This is a genomic window from Spongiibacter tropicus DSM 19543 (assembly GCF_000420325.1).
Classification (GTDB): domain Bacteria; phylum Pseudomonadota; class Gammaproteobacteria; order Pseudomonadales; family Spongiibacteraceae; genus Spongiibacter; species Spongiibacter tropicus.
On the sequence record NZ_ATUS01000003.1, the window covers coordinates 297,167 to 310,604 of the forward strand.

Genomic DNA, 13,438 nt, shown 5'->3' on the forward strand with positions numbered 1-13,438 from the left:
GCTACCCTACGCTTTTTTCCCGAGCCCCGAGACCATGAACTTCAAACGTATTTCCATCGACGAAGCCCAGCAATTGCTGACAGAGGGCGCACAGCTGGCCGATATTCGCGACGAGCAGTCCTACCAGTTGGGTCATATCGAAGGTGCCAGCCATCTTCGCAATGACAATCTCCAGGCGTTTATCGAGGCCGCCGATCCCGACCAGGCTCTGATTATCTATTGCTACCACGGCAACAGCAGTCAAAGCGCAGCGCAGTTTTTTGTCGAGAAAGACTTCACCGAGGTTTACAGCATGGACGGCGGCTTTGAGGCCTGGCGCCAGCACTATCCGCAAGTCAGCGGGACCGAGTAAGTCTCAACCCCACTTCAAGAAAATCCATGTGATAAGCGGGCGCATTCGGCAGTAAGAACGATGGGGCGATTGCCCCATCGTGGTCAGGGCGCTGCGCAGAGCAGGCATTGCGCGTAGACACCGCGCGGATCGTTGAGCACCGGCATCGCCTTCACACTGGGCAGCCACTGCTGCAGCAACGTCGATACAGAAGCGGGCAGCCACTGACTGCTGACAACGCCGGCCTCCATAATCCAACGCAGCAACTCTTCCTCTGGACTCAGGGGCAAGCGAAGCACGCGGTGGCTGTCATCAGACAAACCCGCCAACTGTGCAGCCGAGGTGATCGCGCCATCCAAGCCGCCAAGGCGATCGACCAGCCCCAGTTCGTGGGCATCCATACCGCTCCAGACCCGGCCCTCCGCGATAGGCTTCACCTGCTCAGGTAACTTGCCGCGCCCTTCCGCCACCACGTTGATGAAACGCTGATAACCGTGTTCAATGCCGCGCTGAATGGCTCGGGCGACAATCGGGTCGAGAGGCCGGTCGACACGCAGTTTGCCCGCTACCGCAGTCGTGCCGATTCCGTCAGTGTGAACACCCAGGTCTTCCAGCAGTCTCTCTGCCGTGGGGAAAGCACCGAAAATGCCGATCGACCCGGTCAGGGTAGCCGGACTGGCCCAGATTTCATCGGCCCCCGCCGCAATCCAATAGCCACCGGATGCCGCCATGCTGCTCATCGACACCACCAGCGGCTTACCGGCCTGTTGCAGGGCTTCCAGCTCCGCGCGAATCACTTCCGATGCAAATGCGGAACCGCCGCCACTGTCGACACGCAGTACCAAGGCTTTCAGCTTATTATCCAGACGTGCCTGACGCACCAGTCTTGCCAGACTGTCGCCGCCGATGGTTCCCGGCGGCTGATCGCCATCAACAATATTCCCACTGGCGATAATGACGCCCACACCGGCATCATTATTCGGCAGGTTCACCGCACGTTTGAAGCGCAGATAGTTGCGGTAGTAAACCTGATTGAAGTAACCGTCTTCGTCCCAGCCAACCTGCTCCGCCATCATATTGCTCAGCGTGGGGCGGCTGACAATGCCATCCACCAGACCATAATCCAGCGCGGCCTGCGCGGCGTCGCCACCGCTGCCCGCCAGCACGCGGTCGATATTATTGACGTAATAATCAAAGTCGTTAACGGTGATATTGCGCGCCGCCACAATGCGGTCGCGATACAGATCCCACAGCGGCTCCAGCCAACCGCGGTTGGCCTCGCGGGCCTCCTCCGACATATCGTTGCGCAGCAGCGGTTCAACAGCCGACTTGTAGCTGCCGACCTTGAATACGTGCATCGTCACTTTCAGCTTTTCCAAGGCATCACGCAGGTAGTTGCGCACCACGGAAAAGCCTTCAATCGAGACACCGCCCATATTGTGGACCAGCACGCGGTCGGCATTCGCCGCCAGCAGATAGCTGTCCTGATCGTAGCTGCCGGACATGGCGACAATCTCTTTGCCTGATTCGCGAAAACGTTGCAACGCCTCACCGAGCTCCAGTCCCTTGGCCATCCCGATATGCTGTAGATCGTCCAGCAGCAACAGCATGACCTTGATGCTGCTGTCTTCCCTTGCGTAATCCACCGCATCAATCAGGTCCTGCAACAGGGTCTCCTGGGGGCGGCCATCTGCGCTGAGTTGCGTCAGTGCATCAACCGCGGTGTATTCCTCGACCACGTTTCCTTCGGGCATCAGCACCAGCGCGCCGCCGCCGGGAACATCGATGCGAAAAGCGTTGTACAGACTGAACAGCATGAAGCCGAAAAAGAACAGAAACAGCAGGTTCACGATCCAGCGACGCATCGCATCGATCACCGCCAACATGCGGGAAAAGAAACCGCGGTTTTTCTGACTCATACCTACTCCTGTTTACGCGGCATCCTGGCCGTGACTGCGTTGCGCTTGAGCGTGCCAGCGAATAAACGCCATAGTGCTGCAAAACAGCAGTACCACCAGCGCCAGCTCAATGTAGTTAAACCATATGGCAAAGGGCGACATGGCTTCTGTTACCGCCATTGCAAAATACAACAGGCTGAGAAAACACAGCCAGGCCAGGCCCTTCAATTGCTCGCGGAATACCGCGCTGATGAACAGCAGCATGGGCAGTTCACGTACCACCCAGATGGTAATACTGGGCTGACGCCCTTCCTGCACCCAAACCCAGGTGCTGAGGGTAAGGGAAATCAACAACCCCACATACACTACTTTCATCACAGCGCCACTGATTGCGGCGCGCTGTTGAACAGACATATCGACTTCCTTAACGGGCCCTTGAGCCCAGTTGTTGCGCCAGCGTCGCCAGGCGTTTGCCCTGCGCCCGCGCCAGGGCTAATTCAGTTTCATCTACATCGCGACCACTGGCGCCGGCAACATGGCTGGCACCGTAGGGTGTGCCGCCTGTTTCCGTACTGTTCAGCGCAGACTCGCTATAGGGCAAGCCGGCGATCACCATGCCGTGATGCAGCAACGGAATCATCATGGTTAACAGCGTACTTTCCTGCCCACCGTGCAAACTCGCAGACGAGGTAAATACCGCCGCCGGCTTATTGATCAAGGCACCGCTCATCCACAGCGATGAAGTGCCATCGAGGAAATATTTCATCGCGGCGGCCATGTTGCCGAAACGGGTCGGGCTGCCCAGCGCCAGCCCGGCGCAATCGCGCAGATCCTCTTCCGTGGCATAGAGGTGGCCACTGTCGGGAATATCCGGCGCTACCGCCTCGCAGTCCGTCGACACCGACGGCACGGTGCGCAGCCGCGCCTCCATCCCCGCCTGCTCCACCCCGCGGGCAATGTGCTCGGCAAGACATCGCGTCGCGCCGTGGCGACTGTAGTACAACACCAGAATATACGGCTGCTCTGCCATATCGGCTCTCCGTCAATCGATCAGTTCAAGAGCATTTTCCGGCGGGCGGCCCAGTACAGCTCGATCGCCGCGAACCACGATCGGGCGCTCAATCAACTTCGGCGCGTCGACCATTGCCTGAATCAACGCCGCCTCACTCAGCGACTCATCTGCCAGCCCCCGCTCCTTGTATTCTGCCTCGCCCTTGCGCAACAATTGCCGCGCTGAGATGCCGAGCTTGCTCAACAGGCCGCGCAGAGTCTCGGCGTCGGGGCTGTTTTCAAGATACAGCACAATCTCCGGCGCAATGCCGCGCTCTTCCAACAACTGCAGCGTTTGACGCGACTTGGAACAGCGGGGATTGTGGTAGAGGGTGTAAACAGACATGGCTCATCCTGCGTAATAAAAGATGAGCGACATTATACACAGCGCACTGCTGGCAACCATTTGGAATCGGAAATGATAAAACTGCGTTCACTTGTGCTCATTCTCAGCTGCGCCGTTCTGCTGGCCTGTGGTCGCAGCGAGACCGCACCGGAGGGTTTGCCGAACACCGGGAACTGGGTGCTGATCAATTACTGGGCGACCTGGTGCGGCCCCTGCCGCGATGAAATCCCGGAGCTCAACACACTCAATGCAGAACATGCAGACATCGATGTTTTCGGGGCCAATTACGACCGTCTGCAAGGTCAGGAACTGCAGGACGCCATCGCCGAGCTGGATATTCAGTTCGCCAGCATGATGGCTGATCCTGCAGAACTGTTGGCACAGGAACGCCCCCGTGTATTGCCAACTACGTATGTGCTCTCCCCCAACGGCGAGTTGCACGCGGTGCTGACCGGCCCACAAACCGAAGAGAGTTTGCTGAAAGCCATGGGACGCGACTAACAGCTAACCGCACGCCAGTGCCTGCTGCCACTGCGACAGCATCTCGGCACTGAAAGCAACGAGGTATATCTCTCTAAGACTGCCCGGCTCACCCAGCGCATTGCGCAGGGCCGACACCGCAATTCGGCAGGCCTGATCGTGCGGGTAAGCGTAAACGCCACAACTAATGGCGGGAAACGCCAGCGTGGCAAGGTCCAGCGCCTTGGCTTCGTCAACACAGCGCCGGTAGCAACTCGCCAGCAGCGCTGCCTCACCCTGATCACCGCCGTGCCACACCGGCCCCACCGTGTGAATGATATATCTGGCGGCTAATGCAAAACCCGGACTGACCTTGGCATCGCCGGTCGCGCAGCCCTGCAAGCCGCGACAAAAGTTCAACAGTTCTGGGCCCGCCGCCCGGTGAATCGCCCCGTCGACACCGCCTCCGCCCAGCAGGCTGTTATTGGCGGCATTAACAATGGCATCGACCTCAAGCTGGCAGATATCGGCCTGTATGGCGTGCAGTTCAGCCGGCATGTTTACACCTCATCTTCGCGCTGGAGCTGAACCTGCAAACCGGATTCGGACGCTGACGCGGGCAGCTCGTCTATCGCCTGTGCCCAGCTATCGGCAGTATCGCCATCGCTCACGCTGACGCGTATGGGACGGCAACATACCTCGCAGTCTTCAACGTACGGTTCCCCTGCCAGGCTCGGGTCGATCAGCAGCTCGATGCGCTCGCCACAGTAGGGGCAGTAATCTTTCCAGCTTTCCAACATGGTTCAGCCATGATGACAAAAACGCCATGCTGCCACGTTACAGGCTACGGAGGTAGGCCCGCCAGCCGCCAAAATGGCTGATGTCCGTCGCGCCGTGAATCCCCGACTGCTCGCAGATAAAGCCGGGACAGAGCCGTCCGTCGGCCAGCCGTACTTTGCCGATGCCCAGCGGCGAAGGAATACCCGCTACAAAGCTGCCAAACTCAGCCATCGGCATGGACCACACCTCCACCTCAATGGCCTGTCCCTTTCCGGGCTCGGCCAACACCATAGCCGGGCGCAACGGCGGCCCACCGGGCAAGGCATAGAGTTGGTAATCAGGGGCTGACTGCGTGCAAAGCTGTAAGGTGGCACCACGCTCACGAAGCTGCCAGTTCAGGGGCTGGCCGTCCAGATGGGCGCCGCAAACCACCACGTCCACCCGCTCGGCCGCTGTCGAAGCATTCTCGGAAAGCGGTTCAAACGCGCGCTTTTCCGCGCCCAGCGGCAGGGCAAAGCGCTGCTGCAGACGGTTACCAATCGACAGCAGCTTGCGGTCACCAAAGGCCTCGGCCACCAGCGTCAGGCCAAAGGGGAAACCCTCGTCGGTAAACGCCGTAGGCAGTGCCAAACCGCAGAGGTTAAACAGGTTCATATAGTTGGTGTAGTAGCCGGTATTGCTGTTCAGGGCGATGGGATCAGCGTCCAGCTCGGCAATCGTATAGGGCCGCGGCGCGGTGGGTGTGAGCAGTGCATCCACCGAATCCAGCGCGGCCTGCGCCAGTTTGCGCAAGGCTTTTAAACGATACTGAAAAGAGAAGGCATCCCGCGCTGACGGCATTGCACCACCGCTGATAATCGTTCGGGTGACCGGCAGCAGTGCGTCGGGCTGCTCCTCAATCAGCGGTGAGCAGGCCAGATAACGCTCCGCCACCCAGGGGCCTTCATAGAGGAGTTTGGCTGCATCGAGAAAGGCCGACATATCCACCTCGATCAGCTCAACCTCGTCATCCTCGGCAATCGCCGCAAGGCTCTGCTGATAGGCCTGCTCGTAGCCCGCGTGACCGAAAAAGGCAAGTTGTTCCGCTGGCATCACGCCCAGGCGCAATTTGCCGGCGTGTCGTCCGTAATGGCGGGAACGGTTGGCGAAGGGGTTGGTGCGGCTGTAGGCATCACTGGCGTCCTCGCCCTCAGCCACCGACAGCACCGCGTGGGCATCGTCGACGTTCAACGCAAACACCGTCATGCAGTCCAGCGAGCGGCAGGCGGGCACCATCCCCGTGGCCGACAACAGGCCGATACTGGGCTTGAGGCCCACCAGATTATTAAAGCAGGCGGGCACACGACCCGACCCCGCCGTGTCGGTGCCCAGGCTGAAACAGGCCAGCCCCTTGGCCACGGCCACCGCCGAGCCAGAGCTGGAACCGCCACTGATCATGTCGGGGTCGACACTGTTTTTACAGGCACCCCAGGGCGAGCGGGTACCCACCAGACCGGTGGCAAACTGGTCGAGGTTACTCTTGCCCACCGGAATCGCCCCGGCGGCAATCAGTGCTTGCACCACCGTCGCCGATTGCGAGGGGGTATAGCTGAAGGCGTCGCAGGCCGCCGTGGTCGGCACCCCCGCCAGATCGATATTGTCTTTAATGGCAAAGGGCAGGCCGAACAGCGGCAGGCTGTCGGGGCTATGCCCATCCAGCGCTTGTAAATACGGCTCCTGCTCCGCCGCGCTGAGGCGGTAAATCCAGATATTGTGGTCGTTGAGCGCGTCGCAGCGCGCGGCAATCTCGGCCATCAGCTTGCGCGGTGTCAGGCTGCCATCGCGGTAAGCCTGATGCAGGCTGCGGCGACTCAGTGTGGGCAATGTCATTGGGCCTCCTCCCCGTCCAGAATTAACAGTGGCTGACCGGCACTGACACGGCCACCCGCTTTCACCACCACCGTTTTCACTCGCCCTGGCTGGCTGGCCAGCACGGCCACTTCCATCTTCATCGACTCCAGCAGCATCACGCACTGCCCGGCTTCAACGGTATCGCCCTCGGCCACATTAAGCTGCCAAACGCTGCCCGCCACTGAGCTGTCCACCACAATATCGTCGTCGCCAATCACCAGCGTATCGTCGCTGACCTCGACCTCCGGTGTCTCGTAGTGGAACTGGCCCTCGGCATGCCAGCGCGCCAGCTCGTCGTCGAAGGCCTGCTCTCGGCGGCGAGTATGGGTGTCGATTTCCGCCGCGTGCTGGGTAGTAAACGCCTCGTACTCCGCCAGCGAAAATTCGCCCTCCTCGGTGCGCAGCGGATAGTCGCCCAGCGGGAAATCACGACGGATTTTCGCGAGTTCATCGTGGCTGACTTCGTAGAAGCGAATCTGATCAAAAAAGCGCAGCAGATAGGGCTCGGTAAACGCGGCCGTACGGCGGTAGCGATTCCACATTTGCAGGGTGCGACCGACAAACTGGTAACCGCCCGGCCCTTCCATGCCGTACACGCAAAGATAAGAGCCGCCGATACCCACCGAGTTTTCTGCGGTCCAGGTACGCGCCGGATTGTATTTGGTGGTCACCAAGCGGTGACGCGGATCGACCGGCGTCGCGACCGGCGCCCCCAGATACACATCGCCCAGGCCCATCACCAGATAGGCGGCGTCGAAGACGATATCCTTGACCTCGGCAATGCTGTCGAGACCGTTGATGCGGCGGATAAATTCCAGATTGCTCGGGCACCAGGGCGCATTGGCACGCACTGACTGGTGATATTTATCCACTGCCAACTGGCAGGCCTCGTCGTCCCAGCTCAGCGGTAGCCACACCGTGCGCGATGGCACGTGCAGGGAATCCAAGCGCTGCGATAAACGCCGTTCGCGGCGCGCCAGCTCGTCCAGTAGCTCACGCAGCGGTAATTGCTGCGCGTCATAATGCAGTTGCAGTGAGCGAATGCCCGGCGTGAGTTCACGCAGCCCCGGCAATGGTGTCTGCTGCAAATCCTGCATCAGCGCATGGGCGCGAAAGCGCAGGCGAATATCCAGCTCCAGCGGGCCGTATTCCACCAGCAGGAAGTGATCGCCCGCCAGGCGATAAACCACCTCATCGCCTACCTCGTCCGCACTGAGGCGTTGCACGATGGGCGACGGCAGGGCCTCGACAGAGACCGGCGCCGCGGATTCGGCAGCAGCGGTGTTATCGCCAAGCTCATCACCGGCTAAAAAGGCCTGCTGGTAACGCTCAGCCGCCACCGCCGCGTCAACGCTGACCGGCACAAAGCGCAGCGTATCCCCGGCGCGCAACTGGCCGAGTTTCCACAGGTCGGCGGTAATCACCGTAGCCGGACAGACAAAGCCGCCTAGTGAAGGGCCGTCCGGGCCGAGGATCACCGGCATATCGCCGGTAAAATCCACCGTGCCAAAGGCGTAGGCGTTGTCGTGAATATTGGACGGATGCATGCCCGCTTCGCCGCCACTCTGGCGTGCCCACTGCGGTTTGGGGCCGATCAGGCGCACGCCGGTGCGGCTGGAGTTGTAATGCACTTCCCAGTCGGTGCTGAAAAACTGCTGGATATCAGCGTCGGTAAAAAAGTCTGGCGCGCCGTGGGGGCCATAAATCACCCGTAGCGACCACTGCGAGCCGATGTCCGGCAGAGCGGCCTGATCCGGGCTCAGCGCCAGCCCAGCGGATGCGCTCTGCGCCAGCGCCAATACATCGCCGGTGCGCAGCGCGCGGCCGTTATGGCCGCCGAACTGGCCGAGGGTAAAGGTGGAGCGCGAGCCGAGGTACTCGGGGCAATCTAGGCCACCTGCAACGGCCAGATACGCCCGCGCGCCGCGCTCGATACGCCCCATGATCAGAGTCTGCCCAGCGGCCACCTCCACCGGCGTGTGCATCGCCACGGGCTCGCCATCCAGACTCAGTGGAATGGCCGCCCCCGCCACCACAATGCGGGTCGGCGCACTGAATTGCAGGGTCGGCCCCTGCAGGGTGACTTCCAGTGCCGCCGCATCAGGCGTGTTGCCCAGCATCGCATTGGCGAGGCGGAAGGAATAATTGTCGAAGGGCCCCGAGGGCGGCACGCCCACATCCCAGTAACCGCTGCGACCGGGGAAATCCTGGATGGTGGTCTGAGTACCGCCCTGCAGCACATCGATACGCGCAGGCTGCCAAGTTACCTGTGCAAGATAGCGGGTTGTGACGTCGCCCTTCGCCACCACGGCGTCATCCAGCAAGTAACGCAGATAGGCACAGTTGCTTTCAATGCCGTACAACTGCGTCTGATCCAGCGTCTCCCGTAAACCCTGGATCGCGGCGTCACGGTCCTCGCCCCGATAAAGAATTTTCGCCAGCATCGGATCGAAGTACGGTGACACCTCAATACCGCTTTCCAGCCAGTGTTCAATACGCAGGCCCGGCAGCGCTTCATCAGGCTGGGGAAATGCCACATGACTGAGCAGCCCCGCGCAGGGCTGAAAATCCCGGTAGGGATCTTCGGCATACACTCGCAACTGAATCGCGTGCCCGCTGGCAGACAGCCCCTGACGCAGCGCATCCAGTGACGGCAGTTCCCCCGCCGCCTGTTGCAACATCCACTGCACCAGGTCCACCGACCAGACCATCTCTGTGACGCCGTGCTCCACCTGTAAGCGGGTATTCACTTCGAGGAAATAGCACTCCTCGGTATCGGCATCAAAAATGTACTCCACCGTCGCGGCATTGCGGTAGTTCACACTGGACAGCAGCGCCTCGGCCAGCGTGTAAAGCCGCTGACGCACTGGCTCGGGCAAATTCGGCGCCGGGCACTCTTCAATGACTTTCTGGTTGCGGCGCTGGGCGCTGCAGTCGCGCTCGCCGATGGCCAGCACACCGCCCTTGCCGTCGCCAAAGGCTTGCACTTCAATATGCCGGGCGCGGGCAATGTACTTCTCCAGAAACACGCCGTCGTCGGCAAAGTTGTTCTTACCCAGTTGCTTGACCTTGTTAAAGGCCTCGCGCAGCACCGCTTCAGAGTCGCAAACCTGCATGCCGATACCGCCGCCCCCGGCGGTACTTTTGAGCATCACCGGGTAGCCAATATCGGCCGCTTCCGCGCAGGCGGCGTCCACATCCGCCAGCAGACCCGAACCCGGCGGCAAGGGCACACCCGCGGCGGCGGCAATCTCCCGCGCGCGGTGTTTCAAACCAAAGCTTTGCATCTGCTCCGGGGTGGGGCCGATAAAGACGATTCCTGCCGCCTCACAGGCAGTGACGAAAGCCGCATTTTCACTGAGAAAACCGTAGCCGGGGTGGATCGCCTCGGCGCCACAGGCGCGGGCAATTTCCAAGACTTTGTCGCTGTTGAGATAGGTGTCGGCTGCACCGCCCTCGCCGAGGCTGTAGGCTTCATCGGCCTGACGCACATGCAGACTACGGGCGTCGACGTCGGCGTAGACCACCACGGAAGTGATGCCCATTTCGCGCAAGGTACGAATAATTCGGGTCGCGATGGCACCGCGGTTGGCAATCAATACTTTCTTGAACATGCTGGTCCGTTGCGGGCCGTCCCGCTTGTGTCTACGACAGTGGCCGTCCACTGAAGTCGTTGGATCGCTTGTTAATCAGGCCGCCCAGATCAGGCACTCGACCGGGGTCGGGTTGTAGGCATTGCAGGGGTTGTTGAGCTGCGGGCAATTGGAAATGAGCACAATGGTGTCGACCAGCGCTTTCAGTTCTACATATTTCCCTGCGCCGGAAATACCATCGGCAAAGCTCAGCTCACCGTCTGCCGTGACCGGTACATTCATAAAAAAGTTGATGTTATGACCGATATCCCGCTTGCTCAGCCCGTACTCGGGGTGCTCGGCAATAGCGAGCATCCAACTGTCGCGACAGGCGTGCATGCAGCGTTTTTCCAGGTCGTAACGCACGGTATTGCTTTCGGTGGCGCAGGCACCACCCAGGGTGTCGTGACGACCGCAGGTGTCGGCCACAATTTCCAGCATCGGGCGATTCAGGGTACTGCGCAGCACAGAGCCAGCGGTCAGGTAGACATTGCCCTGTTCGCGGATGGTGTCGGTGGCGCTGTAGCGCTCAGCGGGATCGTCGGCGCAGAAGAACAGCGTATCCGCCGCCTGATTCCCCTCTAAATCGAGGATGCGCAGCACTTCTCCGGCGCCCAGTTTCGCAATGTAGTAATCCCCGGCGTCGATCTGCTCGCGGCGCAGCGCGGTATCGGCGAGGCGTTCACTGTGTTTAATCATGTTTCTCTCCTCAGGCGCCCAGGTAATACAGTGCGTTGTTGGCAAAGCCACGACGGTTTTCGTCGCAGTGATTGAGGCAGATATCGTCCTCGGTCATCGGCTCGGCCACGCTCACCTCCACGCCAATGCGGCAGCGCGGGTAGTCGGCAGCGGTGTTCAGCGGGTGAGGACAGGCGTGAATCAGCACCAGGCAATCCATCTCAATCCGCAGGGTCAGCGTGCTGCCCGGCGCACTGTGCCCGTCGGCCAAATGCAGATTGCCGTCGTCGTCGGTTTCCACCTTGCTGAAGACATTGATGTTGGCGGCCATGTCCGCGGCGCCAAGACCGTATTTCGCCAGCTCAACCAGAAAGGCGTCATGACCATTCTGATGCCAGTCGTTGCGGTCGTGCTGATAGTCGCGACGGCCCCAGCGCGCATCAATATGGCTGGCGTGGCTATTGCCACACACCGTGTCATGCCAGCCCAGATCATCGTCGAAAATCGAGGCAAAAATGCGCCCCATATCCGAGTACAGGCAATTGCCACGGGTGAGTTTGAAAGTGTGTTGACACTTGAGGGTGTCCGGCGCGTTGTAGCGCTCGAGCAGGTTGCGCGGGTTATAAAACAGCAGCCCGGCATTGCCGTTGCCGTCGATATCCTGCAGCCGCAGCAAGGTGCCGCGACGCAGCTCCAGCGACCAGTGGCCGCCCGGCGCGATGGTGGTTTGATAGTGATTCATGAGGCTAACTCCTGACCCGAACTGCTCAGGCCACTGTCAATTTCTTGCAATAACTCCGGTTCGCAGGCGCCCACCGGCAGGTCGTAGGTAATGCCTGCGCCGTAGGTGTTCGGCGCCTGGGGATCAACCCGCAGTTTGTCGAACACCCACAGACGGGTGCCCAGATGAAAGCCCTCGGCCAGATCGTGGGTCACCATAAACACCGTGAGCTTGTGCTTGCGCCACAGCGACAGCACAAGCTCATGCATATCGGCGCGAATGCCGGGATCGAGCGCCCCGAAGGGCTCATCCAGCAACAGAATGCGGGGCTTGAGAATCAGAGCCTGAGCGATAGCCAGGCGCTGGCGCATGCCGCCGGAGAGTTCATCCGGATAGCGATCCGCCATATGCGACAGCCCCACGGTATCCAGCATCGCCATGGCTTCCTCGCGGGCGGCACGCTTGCGCTTGCCCCAGAGAAAACCCAGCGCAGAGCCTTCAAAGGCGCGGGCAATGGTGACGTTTTCCAACACCGTCATGTGGGGAAATACCGAGTACTGCTGAAAGACCACGCCGCGCTCGGCATCGGGCTCGTCGGCAATGGGTTTGCCGTCCAGCAGAATCTCGCCCTGACTGGGCACATCGGTACCCAGCAACATCCGCAGGAAAGTACTTTTACCGCAGCCTGAGGCCCCCACCAGGGTGATGAACTCCCCCTCTTTCACGGTAGAGGAGATGTTTTCCAGAATGACGTTGTCGCCGTAGCGCTTCCATACATTGCGAATCTCGATCATGAGCGACTCTCCTGCCAGGGGTAGGCCCATAGGCTGAGCTTGCGCAGTACCAGGTCGATGACAAAGGCCAGCAGGGCAATCCAGGCGACATAGGGCAGGATCACATCCATCGACAGGTAGCGGCGCACCAGAAACACGCGGTAGCCCAGACCGTCGGTGGAGGCGATGGCCTCGGCAGCAATCAGGAATAGCCAGGCACTGCCCAGCGACAGGCGCACAGCGTCAATCAGTCGTGGCATCAATTGAGGAATCAGCACCCGCAGCAGGATCTGCCCGCTGTTCGCCCCCAGCGTTTGTGCCTTGACCAGTTGCTCGCGGGGAATTTCCAGACAGCGTTTCTGAATATCCCTGGCGATAAAGGGCGTCACGCCGATGGCAATCAGCGCCACCTTGGAGACTTCACCCAAGCCGAACACAATAAACAGGATCGGCAGGATCGCCATCGGGGGAATCAGCGACACCACCGTCAGCAGCGGTGCCACTCCCGAGTACGCCAGCGGGAAGGCCCCCGTACCCAAACCGAACAACATACCCAGCGAGGCCGCGATCAGCATGCCCAGTCCAAGGCGGGTCAGGCTGCTGAGCGTGTCCTGCCAGAAAAGGTATTCCCCCGTGCGCTTGCTGGGCTCGAACGCCAGGCGATGTATGGCATCGCCCATCTGCTCAAAACTGGGCAGCAATTTGTCCTGGGGGTTTTCCGCCAGCCGCGCATCCGAGGCCAGTACGTAGATCAGCAGCAATAAAGCAAAGGGCAGTAGCGACAGGGCAATGCCCCATACCCGCGACGGTTGCTGATTGATAAGTCGTCTCATAAAAGCTTCCAGGCTAAAGAGAGGTGTTGGGCGATGCCTGGCACCGC

14 protein-coding genes are annotated in these 13,438 nt (G+C 60.5%); 2 read left to right on the top strand and 12 right to left on the bottom strand.

Annotated elements, in window-relative coordinates; translation table 11 throughout:
• Positions 1 to 34: 34 nt before the first annotated feature.
• Positions 35 to 352, top strand: coding sequence for a thiosulfate sulfurtransferase GlpE (gene glpE / locus G411_RS0114710; protein ID WP_022959981.1), 318 nt, complete (start codon positions 35 to 37; stop codon positions 350 to 352).
• Positions 353 to 435: 83 nt separating this feature from the next.
• On the opposite strand, the gene sppA is transcribed toward glpE, so the two are convergent.
• The 4 genes from sppA to arsC are packed head-to-tail and all read right to left on the bottom strand — an operon-like array spanning position 436 to position 3,625.
• Positions 436 to 2,250 carry a signal peptide peptidase SppA gene (sppA, locus tag G411_RS0114715; RefSeq protein WP_022959982.1) on the bottom strand — a complete coding sequence of 605 codons (1,815 nt, stop codon included), beginning with the start codon at positions 2,248 to 2,250 and terminating at the stop codon, positions 436 to 438.
• Positions 2,251 to 2,262: 12 nt separating this feature from the next.
• A complete protein-coding gene (locus tag G411_RS0114720) occupies positions 2,263 to 2,643 on the bottom strand; it encodes a DUF2069 domain-containing protein (RefSeq protein WP_022959983.1) in 381 nt (126 codons plus the stop codon).
• 10 nt (positions 2,644 to 2,653) lie between these two features.
• Positions 2,654 to 3,259, bottom strand: coding sequence for an NAD(P)H:quinone oxidoreductase (wrbA, locus tag G411_RS0114725; RefSeq protein WP_022959984.1), 606 nt, complete (start codon positions 3,257 to 3,259; stop codon positions 2,654 to 2,656).
• 12 nt (positions 3,260 to 3,271) lie between these two features.
• Positions 3,272 to 3,625 carry an arsenate reductase (glutaredoxin) gene (gene arsC / locus G411_RS0114730; RefSeq protein ID WP_022959985.1) on the bottom strand — a complete coding sequence of 118 codons (354 nt, stop codon included), beginning with the start codon at positions 3,623 to 3,625 and terminating at the stop codon, positions 3,272 to 3,274.
• Positions 3,626 to 3,697: 72 nt separating this feature from the next.
• Between arsC and G411_RS0114735 the strand changes: the two genes are divergently transcribed.
• Complete coding sequence (locus G411_RS0114735) at positions 3,698 to 4,126, top strand: TlpA family protein disulfide reductase (protein ID WP_022959986.1); 429 nt, start codon at positions 3,698 to 3,700, stop codon at positions 4,124 to 4,126.
• A 3-nt stretch (positions 4,127 to 4,129) separates the two neighbouring features.
• On the opposite strand, the gene G411_RS0114740 is transcribed toward G411_RS0114735, so the two are convergent.
• The 8 genes from G411_RS0114740 to G411_RS0114775 form a co-directional block, all read right to left on the bottom strand.
• A complete protein-coding gene (locus G411_RS0114740) occupies positions 4,130 to 4,642 on the bottom strand; it encodes an O-acetyl-ADP-ribose deacetylase (RefSeq protein ID WP_022959987.1) in 513 nt (170 codons plus the stop codon).
• Positions 4,643 to 4,644: 2 nt separating this feature from the next.
• A complete protein-coding gene (locus tag G411_RS22575) occupies positions 4,645 to 4,884 on the bottom strand; it encodes a CPXCG motif-containing cysteine-rich protein (RefSeq protein WP_022959988.1) in 240 nt (79 codons plus the stop codon).
• A gap of 37 nt (positions 4,885 to 4,921) precedes the next feature.
• Positions 4,922 to 6,733: an allophanate hydrolase gene (gene atzF / locus G411_RS0114750; protein ID WP_022959989.1), complete on the bottom strand. Its 1,812-nt coding sequence runs from the start codon at positions 6,731 to 6,733 to the stop codon at positions 4,922 to 4,924.
• Positions 6,730 to 10,368: an urea carboxylase gene (gene uca / locus G411_RS0114755; protein ID WP_022959990.1), complete on the bottom strand. Its 3,639-nt coding sequence runs from the start codon at positions 10,366 to 10,368 to the stop codon at positions 6,730 to 6,732. Before uca ends, atzF begins: the two co-directional genes overlap by 4 nt.
• A gap of 75 nt (positions 10,369 to 10,443) precedes the next feature.
• On the bottom strand, positions 10,444 to 11,085 hold the full coding sequence (locus G411_RS0114760; protein WP_022959991.1) for an urea amidolyase associated protein UAAP2: 642 nt from the start codon (positions 11,083 to 11,085) through the stop codon (positions 10,444 to 10,446).
• 10 nt (positions 11,086 to 11,095) lie between these two features.
• The gene (locus G411_RS0114765) at positions 11,096 to 11,806 is read right to left on the bottom strand and encodes an urea amidolyase associated protein UAAP1 (protein WP_022959992.1); all 711 of its coding nucleotides are present in this window, start codon (positions 11,804 to 11,806) and stop codon (positions 11,096 to 11,098) included.
• Complete coding sequence (locus tag G411_RS0114770; RefSeq protein ID WP_022959993.1) at positions 11,803 to 12,579, bottom strand: ABC transporter ATP-binding protein; 777 nt, start codon at positions 12,577 to 12,579, stop codon at positions 11,803 to 11,805. Before G411_RS0114770 ends, G411_RS0114765 begins: the two co-directional genes overlap by 4 nt.
• Positions 12,576 to 13,391, bottom strand: a complete 816-nt coding sequence (locus tag G411_RS0114775) for an ABC transporter permease (RefSeq protein WP_022959994.1) — start codon at positions 13,389 to 13,391, stop codon at positions 12,576 to 12,578. The genes G411_RS0114770 and G411_RS0114775 overlap by 4 nt, the downstream gene beginning before the upstream one ends.
• Positions 13,392 to 13,438 lie beyond the last annotated feature (47 nt).

Coding starts and splice junctions, on each gene's coding strand:
- glpE (WP_022959981.1), top strand. CDS start 35: ATGAACTTCAAACGTATTTCCATCGACGAAGCCCAGCAATTGCTGACA.
- sppA (WP_022959982.1), bottom strand. CDS start 2,250: ATGAGTCAGAAAAACCGCGGTTTCTTTTCCCGCATGTTGGCGGTGATC.
- G411_RS0114720 (WP_022959983.1), bottom strand. CDS start 2,643: ATGTCTGTTCAACAGCGCGCCGCAATCAGTGGCGCTGTGATGAAAGTA.
- wrbA (WP_022959984.1), bottom strand. CDS start 3,259: ATGGCAGAGCAGCCGTATATTCTGGTGTTGTACTACAGTCGCCACGGC.
- arsC (WP_022959985.1), bottom strand. CDS start 3,625: ATGTCTGTTTACACCCTCTACCACAATCCCCGCTGTTCCAAGTCGCGT.
- G411_RS0114735 (WP_022959986.1), top strand. CDS start 3,698: ATGATAAAACTGCGTTCACTTGTGCTCATTCTCAGCTGCGCCGTTCTG.
- G411_RS0114740 (WP_022959987.1), bottom strand. CDS start 4,642: ATGCCGGCTGAACTGCACGCCATACAGGCCGATATCTGCCAGCTTGAG.
- G411_RS22575 (WP_022959988.1), bottom strand. CDS start 4,884: ATGTTGGAAAGCTGGAAAGATTACTGCCCCTACTGTGGCGAGCGCATC.
- atzF (WP_022959989.1), bottom strand. CDS start 6,733: ATGACATTGCCCACACTGAGTCGCCGCAGCCTGCATCAGGCTTACCGC.
- uca (WP_022959990.1), bottom strand. CDS start 10,368: ATGTTCAAGAAAGTATTGATTGCCAACCGCGGTGCCATCGCGACCCGA.
- G411_RS0114760 (WP_022959991.1), bottom strand. CDS start 11,085: ATGATTAAACACAGTGAACGCCTCGCCGATACCGCGCTGCGCCGCGAG.
- G411_RS0114765 (WP_022959992.1), bottom strand. CDS start 11,806: ATGAATCACTATCAAACCACCATCGCGCCGGGCGGCCACTGGTCGCTG.
- G411_RS0114770 (WP_022959993.1), bottom strand. CDS start 12,579: ATGATCGAGATTCGCAATGTATGGAAGCGCTACGGCGACAACGTCATT.
- G411_RS0114775 (WP_022959994.1), bottom strand. CDS start 13,391: ATGAGACGACTTATCAATCAGCAACCGTCGCGGGTATGGGGCATTGCC.